Below are 12,387 nucleotides of genomic sequence, written 5' to 3'. Positions count from 1 at the left end.
ATGTCAAAAGATATCAAGACAAGAACAGTTTTTAAAGATGTCAAAACGATCGATAAAGCAAAAATAGCATCTGAACATATTCATCATGCAACAATAAAATCAAAAGAACAGTATGAAGAACATACTTCGCAAAAAGAACATACACCGCACGATTATGCAGTGAATAAAACGAGTGAAAAAGTGCCACGATATACAAAAAATATCGTTATCAATGCGAGGGTTAATGAAAAATGCTATCGAAATCACAAAAAAGAAAAGAATACGATAAAAGCACTACAAAAAGAATATCAAAACAGTGTTTCACCTGTTATGCAACAAGATAAGCAAATCAAAAACAAAGCACATAAAACACAATCTGTTTTTACAAAGAATCGTATTATCAAAACTAGACGAATAAATAAAAAAGATATTAAGACAACAGATAGCAAAGGAATTAAGCAATTTATCAAAGCACCAAAAAAAGATAGAAAAGTATCGGTAAAGATACCCTCTCAAAATAAAAATGTAGCCAAACAATATGCAATACAGTCTATGAAGAAATCAAAAGAATCTGCTTCTGCTATGAAACAGGTTGCCATGAAATCATCAAATTATGCAAAGAAGATAAGCAAAGCAACAACTTCAGCATTAAAGAAGATGATAGAAAGTGCTAAAGAAGTATATCTATTTTTATCGGCTATTGGCAGCGTTGCCTGTTTGTTTATCTTAGTGATTGCACTTATCGGTGGGATTTTTATGAGTAGAGGAAATTCATCTTCTGGTAATGCTCAATTATCACAAGAAGTCATTGCCTATACACCTCTTATTCAAAAGTATGCAGATGAATTTGAAATTCCTTTATATGTCAATGCCATTCAAGCTATCATGATGCAAGAATCTGGTGGTAAAGGAAATGATCCTATGCAGTCATCGGAATGTGCATTTAATAAAAAATATCCAAATACACCAAACGGAATTACTGATCCGGAATATTCAATCAAGGTTGGAATCGAAAATTTTGCGGACTGTATAAAACGAGCAAAGTGTAAAGATCCATTTGATATAGAAAATCTTTCTTTAGCATGGCAGGGATATAATTATGGCAATGGCTATATCGAATGGGCAGTTAAAAACTTTGGTGGGTATTCGCAAGCCAACGCACAAGTATTCTCTGAAGAACAAGCCGCAAAACATGGTTGGAGCAGTTATGGTGATCCTGAATATGTTCCTCATGTCATGCGTTATTATCAGTTCGCACAACTTGGAACGGGAAATAGTCAGTTAGTCAATATTGCTTTAACACAGTTAGGTAATAAAGGTGGTATTCCTTATTGGTCTTGGTGGGGTTATTCATCACGAGTAGAATGGTGTGCGATCTTTGTGAGTTGGTGTTCTGAACAATGTGGAATGCTTCAAGATGGTTCGATGCCTAAGTTTGAAAATGTTACTGTTGGTATGAACTGGTTTAAAGAAAGAAATCAATGGTTACCACGAGGAACTGTACCAAATGAAGGAATGATTATTTTCTTTGATTGGAACAATGATAATCATTGTGATCATGTAGGTATGGTCGAAAAAGCAGAAAATGGTATTGTTTATACTGTGGAAGGCAACTCTAATGATGAAGTAAGAAGAAACACTTATTCAGTTAATAGCAATGTCATTATGGGCTATGGAACCATAAAAAAATAGTTCTAGGAATGTGCCTAGAATTATTACATAGTATCAGGTTTGGTATTATAAAGTTTGAAAGAACAAAACAGTAAATAGTAAAGCCTGTCGAAAGTTTTCTTTAAAATAGTATGTATAAAAAGAGGATTTAACATCAAATTGTAAAGTGTCTACTCTATTGTGTAGAAATATTTTCGTTTTATGATATTTGTAGTCTTATATAGTACAAGTGAATTTATAATTTCTCCTATAAAATTAACATTTAGGAGGAATTGTTATGACAAATAAATATGCATATATTCGAGTTTCAAGTAAGGATCAAAATATTGATAGACAAGTAGAAGCAATGCGTAATATAGGGATTTTAGAGAAAAACATGTATATTGATAGACAATCAGGTAAAAATTTTAATCGCAAGAAATATCAATCGTTATTAAAAAAATTAAATTCAAATGATGAACTGTATATTAAATCGATAGACCGATTAGGAAGAGATTATGATGAGATACAGGAACAATGGCGATACCTTACAAAAGTAAAAAATATCGATATCATTGTTTTAGATTTACCATTGTTAGATACGAGAAATCAAGTGAATGGAATAACGGGTAAATTTATTGCGGATTTAGTGTTGCAAATTCTCTCTTATGTAGCACAAGTAGAGCGTGAAAATATAAAACAACGACAAGCAGAAGGAATACGAATAGCAAAAGAAAAAGGCGTTCAGCTTGGTCGACCACCGCTTCCTATTCCAAAAGAATTTGATGAAATTTATCAGTTATGGAAAAATAATAAAATCAGTAAACGTGAAGGTGCAAGACTGTTACATACAAATCATAATACTTTAACTAAGTGGATAAAAAAACATGAAAAAAATTATAAATTATAACATTTTTTGTAAATAAAAGTACACAATTTTTACCAAATTATTGTTTTTTGGAAAATTATGTATTATCATATTAAATGACTTAATAAGCCATATATTTAAGCTTAGAAGATACTGGTAAAAAATGTGTACATTATGAACCATTAAATAAAAGGTTGAGAAATCTTTTTATTTTTAAATTTAAACACACCTTACCTTATCAGGTTATATAAAGGGGGAAGTCAATGCAATTAAACATTACAACAGACTATGCAATTAGAATTATTTTATATCTATCTACAAAACAAAAAAAGATTACATCAAAAGAATTATCAGAAAATCTATGTATCCCTCAACACTATATATTAAAAATAACAAAGAAATTAGAAAATGCTCAATTAATTCATACATATAATGGAAAAAATGGAGGTTTTTCTATTGCTAAGGATAAATCTGAAATTAGTTTATTGGATATTATAGGTACGATGGAACCTACTACTAAAATTAATCGGTGTTTAGAGCCGGATAAATATTGTAGTCAACGCGCAACAGATTATTGTCCTGTTAGAAAGACTTATTGTTTTCTACAAAGAATGATGGAAGAAAGATTATCTTCAATTACTGTTAAAGAAATATTGGATCAATAGTGCATTATAAGGAGTATTAAAAAATGAAAAAGACAAGAGCGACGAGATTATTATTGGTGGTGCTAAGTTTAGTAGTAACTTTCTCTTCATTTACTGTATATGGAATTTCAGATAAAAAAATATATGCTGAAGTAAATGAAAATGAAAACTATGTAATTCCGGTTGAAATATCAGAGAACTATTCCCATATATATAAGGAAGAAACAATTCACATTTATAATCTTGAACAATTAAAAGCAATTGGTACTAATCAAAAAGTTAAAGATTTAGACGAAACAAAAGAAAGTTTTGGTTTAGGAAAAGATGTTGTAGTAGATGATGAAACTATTACTTATTCTTTAGATGCTAATTATGTTTTAGAAAACGATATTGCATTAAATGGAGAAAAATGGAATTTACCAGAAAGATTTACAGGTTCGTTTATTAACAAGCAAGAAAGTGAGTCTTCTCCATTGTATGATAAAGATACAGATACGATTTATGTTTATAATTCATATCAGTTAGATTTAATGCAAAGTGATAAATCTTCACTAGAGCCTGTATTAACACTAGATTATGATGTCACTCAATTTGGACAAGGACAACTTATCTACCCAAATGAATCACAAGACTATTTAACTTATAGTAATGAACATCATTATGTACTATCTAAAAGTTTTACAGCAGAGCGTCCAGTGACAGAAGCAATAAAAGTACAAAAAGTACAAGAAGCAAAGAAACAAGAAATAGAAGCTTTAGCAGATTCTAAATGGGAAAATGCAGAGTTATCTGGTAGAGACTACATAGGACAAGTTTATAAAGAATTAGATGGTGTTAAATATATTTTAATAGGGAACAAACAACAGTTGGCTGCTATTGGTCGTAAAGATAAAGATGGTAATCTAATGCAGGTGACACCAACATTAGTTCTCCACAAAAAACCAGGGCTTTTAAATCCTACGAACAAATATACACCTCTTTATCCAGGAGATGCAGATTTCAAAACGGATATAGCATTAACTTTAGATAAATCTGACAGTAAAAATTTTAAATATTTCGAACAAAGTACAACTGAATTGATGAATGTAAATTTTTCAAAAGGTTTACTAGGAAGTGTTAATGATATTTTAGGAAATATATTAGGTAGCTTATTAACAGGAAATTATGAGATTTTAGGATATGATAGTCAAAGTGGAACTTATATTTCAGAATCTGATTTAAAAACCGAATATTCAAATTTAAAATATTCAAGTGATGCGAATTATATTATTTTTAGAGATATTGATTTAAGTAATGTTGATTGGAAACCACTGATGTTTAGTGGAACAATGTTGGGAGCTGTTTCTAATGAAGGAAATAGTTTATGGAATGATAATGGAATTGATAATAACACTACTCGACCTGTTATTTCTAATGTTACAGTTAATCAAACCGCTCCAATCGATACCAAAGAACAATCCGGAGTAGGATTCTTTGGAAGTATTATGTCAAAATCTACTAAGAATTTAGGAACTGTAGACCAACAAGTTGCTGTAAAGAACATAAAACTTCAAAATGTTTCAGTAACGAATTCAACTAGTGAAATTAAAGATAATACTGGATTGATTCAAGGTCTATTAGATCTTTTAAAACCAATTTTAGGGGGCTTATTAGGAAATCTTGGAGAGGTATTGGGAGATTTATTGAATCCTAATGGTGAAGGAGATCCAAGTGTCTTCGCGACAGGAGCATTTGCTGGAAGAATTAGTGGAGATGTTACTGTTGAGGATTGTGTTGTTGAAAATGTAACAAAAATTAGTAATGTAAATGATTTAACTGGTGGTTTTGTTGGTCATGTAGAAGGTGTAACTGAATATGGTGGTCTACAAGATGCGTTAGGTAATCTTACAACCATCTTGGAAAATGTTTTAAATATTATTCCTTTTGTAGATTTAGGAACATTAATAGAAGTGCTTTTAGACGGGAATATTATCGATTTAAATAAACTTATTCCAACCGGCTATAAAAGTCCAACAATTTCTAATAGTCTTGTAGACAATACAGGATCTGATTTATCTATTGAAAATGAAACACATAATTTTCAAGGTGGATTTGCTGGAAAAGCAGTGGGAACACTGATAAAAAACAGTACAGTAAAAGCAAATAACTTGAATGTAACTGCTAAAAATATGGCAGGTGGATTTACAGGATATAGTGCGAATGCTGAGTTAGTTGGTGTGTTAAGTGGTTTAGGTATTGAATTGTTTAATGCATTTCAACTTAATACATTTTTATTGAATTGTGAAGTAGAAACAACAAGTTTAAACGTTCAAGCAATAGAAAAATATAGTGGTGGAATGAGCGGTGCACTTGCAAACAGTTTTATCGTTGATTCTAGTATATCTGGTACAACAAATATTACAGCTGATTCTTATGCTGGTGGAATGAGTGGAATTGCAGCCTTAGGGCAATCTATCTCTTTAAAAGATTTTTATGATGGTAGAAAAGACTTAACAGGATTATTAGGAAGTTTATTAAGTGGAGTTTTATCGCAAGACCAAGAAAATGTCTTACTATCTTTAACTGGTATTAGTCCAAGTGTCCTTGCCGGAAATGAAATAACAGGTTCCTTAACTGTTACAGTTAAGGATAAGTATGCCGGAGGTATGATAGGTCAAGGAGATGGAGTCAAAATAATTTCTTCATCTGATTTAGAATCAAAATCTTATGTTTGGAAAAATGTAATTGGAAAACTAAATTATGCAATATTAGGAAGAAAAAATACAATCTCTAATTTAAAAGAAATTTCCGGTCAATCTCACATTGGAGGTGTGATTGGAGAAGTTAAAACAGCAAGTGCTGCTGGAATATTGAATAAAACTTTAGGAATTGGAAATTTCTTAGGGTTTGAAATTGCAAATACATCAGTATCAAGTATTGATACACCGGGAATTATTCACGCAACCCAAGATTATGCCGGAGGTTTTGCTGGTAAGGCAATGGGTGGTACTGTTTCAAATGTACATATTAGTGAACTTCAAAAAGTAGACGCAAACAATTATGCAGGTGGTTTCGTAGGTTATGGTGGAACTGGAAGTTTAGCTGAAACCGAAGCACTAGATATACTTGGATTAAATTTAGTTAAAATATCAAACTTGCTTAACCTAGCACAAGGACTTGTCTTGGATATGAGTGAATGTGATGTACAAGGAACAACAAGTGGATTTACAGTAAAAGCATTCGGAACACAATCGACTGATGTTGATGTAACAAAATATTATGCTGGTGGGTTTATTGGAAAATCAACAAGCGTACACATTCGTAATTCTCAAGTAAAAAGAATAAAAGATGTTACAGCCGATGAAACAAGTGGCTATGCAGGTGGATTTGCAGGTGCAACTGAAACTGGTGGTTTAGCCGATGCAGCGAATGGAGATACAGATGCATTAGAACTTTTAGGAATTAATGGATTGTTGAATGCTGTTCCGTATTTAGTTTCTGACTTTAAAAATACGACAGTTGATTATCAACCAGAATCTGCCGATGTTTCTCAAGTTAGTGCAGCATATGCAGGTGGTTTCATTGGAGAAATGCAAAGTGGATATATTAATAATAAGGAATTAGATAATCCATATGCAGTATCTAATATATTAAATGTAAAAGGATCGTATTATGCCGGTGGTTTTGCAGGTAAGATTTATTCTGGTGGTTTAGCAACTGCTGGTGATTTATCCATTTTAAATGGACTATTAAATATTAGTGCAAGTGATTTATTAAGTGTTTTAAATGTCTATATCCCAGTTATTAATTCAGCAGGGGTTTCTTCAAAAGGACTTATTGTTGAAGTTACTTCAACAAATAAGGATGATAGTAATTCTGGTAGTGCTGGAGGATATGTCGGATATGGTAGTGGATTAAAAATCAGCAATTCACATGTTGATAAATTAAGGCATACAACAGTCAAAGCACCAAGTGATTTAAGCAGTAATGATGGTTCTTCTTATTTTGGAAATGAATCTAATTATGCTGTAAAAGGATTACGATATGCTGGGGGATATGTTGGTAAGTTGGATATTGGAAGTTCTGCTTCATTAGGTTCAGGTTTAGGTGTTTTAGGAGATATTATTGGATTAAATGATGTAACACAAGCATTAGATGTCGTTGCTTCAGAAATTGAAAATTCAGATGTTACTGGTGCAGTAGGTGGATATTCTGTACTTGCTAATTACAAAGATGGTAGTGATTTACAAGGTCATGCAGGTGGATATGCAGGAACGATTGATGGTTCAGCACTTCAAAACTGTAATGCTTACAATTTTGAGTACATTATTGGACAAGAAAGTGCTGGTGGATATGTTGGTAGAATGCAACCTGGTAATGTTGCAAGTGTTGTAGGAAATGCTGATGTATTAGGCGGATTATTGAATGTTGAAGGAAACTTGTTATCTGTTCTTCAATCATTTATCCCAATGATATATAATTCAGAAACGACATCTGTTCCTTGTGGTGGTGCAGTTCGTGCTGATGCAGCAAGTGATGCAACAAGAGAAAGAGGATTAGCTGGTGGTTATGTAGGTCATAACATTGGTGGAAGAATAGAAGGAAAATCAGAAAGAGAATGGAATAACGAGCCCCCTACTGTTTTAAAAGAAAATGCAGCAGTGCGTATTCGAAATGTTTATGGATATGAATTTGCAGGTGGATTTAGTGGTAGAACAGAAAATGCAAATGTTGCAGATACAGGAAACTTAAATATCTTATTTGATGTCATTACGATAAGTAATCCATTATCTGCTCTTGGAGCTGTTTATTCAACAGAAACGAATACAGCAGTATATGGACCATTAAGAAAATTAACAGTTGATGTATGGAATTCTTGGGTTGGCGCAGTTGGTATCAATGGTGCTTATGGTCAACAACTACAAGAATTAGGAAAAGTAGAAACACAAGAACAACTGAATGAAATTATTGAGAAATATGCTTATGGATATGATGTTAAAGCTGCTAGAGAAGAAGTTGGTACATTAGCAACACAAGGTAGTGCAGCTGGTGGTTATGTTGGTAGAATGGATGGAGGAGTTGTTACTTCTGCTCATGCTTATGACATAAAGTTAGTAACAGCATATCGAAGTAGCGGCGGATTTGTCGGAGAAATGACAAGTGCTGGTGTTGCCAATGTTGGAGGTATTACAATAGGAGATCTTGATGTTGTAGGATCTTTACCAGTATTACAAACATTTGTACCAGTCATTAAAACATCATCTGCTCGTGGTTATCAATCAGGAGCGAGTGTTATCGCAAGTGGTACTGATTTGAAAAATCAACAAGGAAATGCCGGAGGATTTGCTGGTATTATTATTGGTGGACAAATCGAAGGAAATGAAAATGAATTCTGTTCGATTGAGAAGTTAAAAACGATTAAAGGAACGAATACCGTTGGTGGCTTTGCAGGAAGTATTATTTCAGGAAGTGCCGCTGAAGTGAATGTTGGTTCCAATAGTGGATTACTTCCAATATTGTTAAAACCTATTTTAGGTAATCCAGATAAGTTAGCTTCTTTATTAAATGCTACTGTATCTACTGTTAAATACGCCAAAGTAGATGCATGGAATAATTGGGGTATTACAATTGATGGAAGATATCAAATTGATAACAGTCCCAATATTCAATATGCTTATGCAACGGGTGGATTTGTAGGAAGTATGAGTGGTGCAGTTCTAGGAGATAAAGATAGCAATAGCGATTCGTTAATTGTCAACAACATAAGAAAAGTCATTGGTGGAGAACACGTTGGTGGATTCTTTGGACTAGCTGATGTGGCTGCGGTTGCTGAAGTTGGTGATAATGAGTCCAATGGAATATTAGGTCTTATAAAAATAGGAGAATTAGATGTACTAGATGCATTTAGATCATATATTTATCATGGATTAGTGAATGGTTCAAATGATCAAGGACTAATCGTTAGTGCTAATACACAAAATGAATCAGGTGCATTTGAAAACAAAGTTCAGACAGGAAATGCAGGTGGATTTGGTGGAAGCTTATTAAATGGTTCTGTAAAGAATTCAAAAGTAACGAAATTAAATCAAGTCAATGCCTTAAATTATGCAGGTGGATTTATTGGTCATCTTGGAAAAAGTGGTGTTGTTGATTTAGATAAAGCAGAAACTGGAGGAGCACTTGATGGTTTATTAAATGCCACTGCAGGTGTTTTAGATAACTTTGGTTCACATTGTGATAACTGTAACGTTGATGGTATCAAAGAAGGCTTTATTGTAAATTCACAAAATGGAAAAGAACCGATTTCAGGTGGATTTGCAGGATTTGCTGACCTTGCGAAAATAGATAATAGTCATGTTACTAATATTAAAAAAGTAAACAGTGATCAAATTGCTGGTGGATTTGTTGGAAGAACAACATTCTCCTACTTAGCAGATATTGATGCAGGATCAACTACATTATTAGATCCTATTTTGGGAATTGTAAATGCATTACTAGATATTTTATATATCGGTGATTTACAAGATCTGGGTGCCATTGACATTGGTCTAGGAAAACTTTTAGAGGTTAAATTGTTAAGTGATGGAAAAACACTTTCTGTAACACTTCTAGGATTACCGATTTCTGTTGCATTAGAAAAAAACAATGGAAATGGAACAAGCGATGTAGCTCAAATCCATATTGGAGATAGTTATATTGAAGTGCCTTGTACAGATACAACAGGAGATCATATTAATAAAGATGATGTTAAAAACATCAATATCGGATTGATTAAATCCAATCGTACAAGTATTAAAAATTCTTCAATTACCGGAATTTCTATTGGTTATGATGTATTTGGTGGCGGTGCTAATGATGACAAAGATGGCACTGATAAAAATGGTTATGCCGGTGGATTTGTAGGATTTAACGATGAAGGATTGTTTGAGAATAATCAAATGTATTATGCGGATACCATTCGAGGTACGAAAGATAAAGTTGGTCCTTTTGCAGGAGTTACCTCTTTAGATTCGGTATATGATTTTAATACAGTTGAAAATATTGAAGGAAACAAAAATATATATCGTGTTTATCGTGATCATGATGAGTTAACTTCTCTTATTGTTCAAGATAAAACAATTCAAGCAGAATTATCTAATAGTGATTGGAATGAGTTTGTGATCTCACATATCAAAGATGTTGAGACATTTGATAAGTTCAAAAAAGCTAAACTTTCTAGCGTTGATATAAATAAAGATGCAGATGTGTATATTTCATCAGCAAAAGCAGTATTGATGAAATATACCAAAACATCAGATAATGAGGAAAATTTAACCCCACCTCCATCTGATATGCAAGACCCTTGTGATGAGTTAATAAATTTAACGATCAACAAGGTATGGAAAGATTTTGGCAATTTTGAAGGTATTCGTCCAGATGAAATTGAACTTTATTTAACAAGAACATATACAAATAGTAATGGTGATATTGTTAAAGATGATCAATTTGCACAGACGATTAAAGTGAAACCATCAGATGATATGAAAAATGTATGGCAAACAATTGTCAAGGGATTGGATGCATATATAGTATTAGATGATGGTACACATGCTTATTATACATATCATGTAGCCGAAAAAGAGGTTGATGGTTATTCGACAACAATAGAAAGTTCAGAAGATGGATTTACTATTACGATAACCAATTCACATATTCCATTCTTACCTGATGTAGGAGGAATAGGAACCTATGTATTTACCTTTATTGGAATGATAGGTATATTAGCAACGATTTACAGTATGAAGAAAGGAAAAAAGAGAAATGAGAAACATGTTTAAAAAATTAGGAACATTTGCACTTACACTTATGGTAATGTTTTCTATGGTAACAAGTGTATTTGCAGCAAGCACAGGAAAAATTACGATTCACACAGGGAAACACGATGTTACTAGCGTAACATTTGATATTTATAAGATGATGAATGCGACTGTAACAGCAGATGAAAAATCAGCAGCTTATACAATTGCAGATGATTTTAAAGATTTCTTTAATGCAAATGCTACTCAAAGTACACCTGCTACTGATGATGAAGCATATAACTACATTAAAAATAATGTAAAAAGTGAAGAATTTCAAAACAAAGTAAAAGAATATGTTAAAACTAAAAGTTTAACACCAGCTGAAACTTTAACTGGTGAAGCTAGTAAGAAAGAATATACTACAAAAGATTTAGATGCAGGATATTATGTTATTATCCCAAGTAATGAAGCATTTACGCCAATGTTCACTACAGTTTCAAAAGCAAGCCAAGATGTATATTTAAAAGGAAAAGAACCTGGTGTAGATAAAACTATTGATGGAAATAATTGGACTTCTGCACAAGTCGGAGATACTATTCGATTCAAAGTTGAGTCTATGGTTCCAAACATGACAGGATTTGATAAATATACTTTTAAATTAACAGATACTATGAGTTCAGGATTAACAGTAACAAAAGAAACATTAAATGAAAAAGTTACAATCGGTAATAAACAACTTACAGACACTGAGTATACAGTAACAGTTAAAGGACAAGAAATTACTATCGAAATTAATGACTTTATTAAATATAAAGATCAAGCAAATGAAGCTATCGTATTTGAATATGATGCAGTGTTAAATGAAAACGCAGTTACTGCCGGTAAAGAAACCAATACAGCAAATGTTGAATATGGGAATGATCCTGATCATTTAACTCAGGGAACTCCAGATAAAGTAATTGTAAGAACACATAATTTGACTATTACAAAGAAAAATGGAGATGGAACTGAAACATTAGCAGGAGCAGAATTCAAATTATATAGAGGAACTGATACAAATGGTGATCCAATTGAATTTGTTGATTTAGGAAATGGTGAATATAGAGTTGCTACTGATACAGATAAAGCAGATAATCAATTAACTAAAACATCTACATTAGTATCACCAACTAACGGTAAAATTATTGTTAAGGGATTAGATGATGGAAAATATACATTAGTGGAAACAAAAGCACCAGATGGATATAACATCTTAAAAGATCCTACAACTATCACAATTGGAGCATCTTCTAATAATGATGGAACTGATGTTACAGTAACTGGTAACGATGTAACAGTAAAAAACAACAAAGGTTCTTTATTACCTGAAACTGGTGGTATGGGTACAGTGTTATTTACAGTAGTAGGTACTGCTGGAATCTTAGCAGTGTTATATTCATTTATGAAATCAAATAAAAAGAATAAATTAAATGAAAATAAATAGTTAATC

The 12,387-nt window shown here is 32.4% G+C and carries 5 protein-coding genes; all 5 read left to right on the top strand.

What is annotated here, in order from left to right:
• The gene (locus tag DW761_RS09730; RefSeq protein ID WP_117454729.1) at window positions 1-1,671 is read left to right on the top strand and encodes a lysozyme family protein; all 1,671 of its coding nucleotides are present in this window, start codon (window positions 1-3) and stop codon (window positions 1,669-1,671) included.
• Window positions 1,672-1,927: 256 nt separating this feature from the next.
• On the top strand, window positions 1,928-2,539 hold the full coding sequence (locus DW761_RS09725) for a recombinase family protein (protein WP_117454728.1): 612 nt from the start codon (window positions 1,928-1,930) through the stop codon (window positions 2,537-2,539).
• A 221-nt stretch (window positions 2,540-2,760) separates the two neighbouring features.
• Window positions 2,761-3,162, top strand: a complete 402-nt coding sequence (locus DW761_RS09720) for an RrF2 family transcriptional regulator (protein ID WP_054322364.1) — start codon at window positions 2,761-2,763, stop codon at window positions 3,160-3,162.
• Window positions 3,163-3,185: 23 nt separating this feature from the next.
• The gene (locus tag DW761_RS09715) at window positions 3,186-10,937 is read left to right on the top strand and encodes a Cna B-type domain-containing protein (protein WP_117517885.1); all 7,752 of its coding nucleotides are present in this window, start codon (window positions 3,186-3,188) and stop codon (window positions 10,935-10,937) included.
• Complete coding sequence (locus DW761_RS09710; protein WP_207732765.1) at window positions 10,930-12,381, top strand: SpaH/EbpB family LPXTG-anchored major pilin; 1,452 nt, start codon at window positions 10,930-10,932, stop codon at window positions 12,379-12,381. Before DW761_RS09715 ends, DW761_RS09710 begins: the two co-directional genes overlap by 8 nt.
• Window positions 12,382-12,387 lie beyond the last annotated feature (6 nt).

The sequence above is a fragment of the Absiella sp. AM29-15 genome, assembly GCF_003434225.1.
GTDB lineage: Bacteria > Bacillota_I > Bacilli_A > Erysipelotrichales > Erysipelotrichaceae > Hoskinsella > Hoskinsella hominis.
This window is presented reverse-complemented; position numbering and strand designations above follow the sequence as displayed.

What these genes read in the sequence shown, in the direction of transcription:
- DW761_RS09720 (WP_054322364.1), top strand. Translation starts at nt 2,761, where the DNA reads ATGCAATTAAACATTACAACAGACTATGCAATTAGAATTATTTTATAT.
- DW761_RS09730 (WP_117454729.1), top strand. Translation starts at nt 1, where the DNA reads ATGTCAAAAGATATCAAGACAAGAACAGTTTTTAAAGATGTCAAAACG.
- DW761_RS09715 (WP_117517885.1), top strand. Translation starts at nt 3,186, where the DNA reads ATGAAAAAGACAAGAGCGACGAGATTATTATTGGTGGTGCTAAGTTTA.
- DW761_RS09725 (WP_117454728.1), top strand. Translation starts at nt 1,928, where the DNA reads ATGACAAATAAATATGCATATATTCGAGTTTCAAGTAAGGATCAAAAT.
- DW761_RS09710 (WP_207732765.1), top strand. Translation starts at nt 10,930, where the DNA reads ATGTTTAAAAAATTAGGAACATTTGCACTTACACTTATGGTAATGTTT.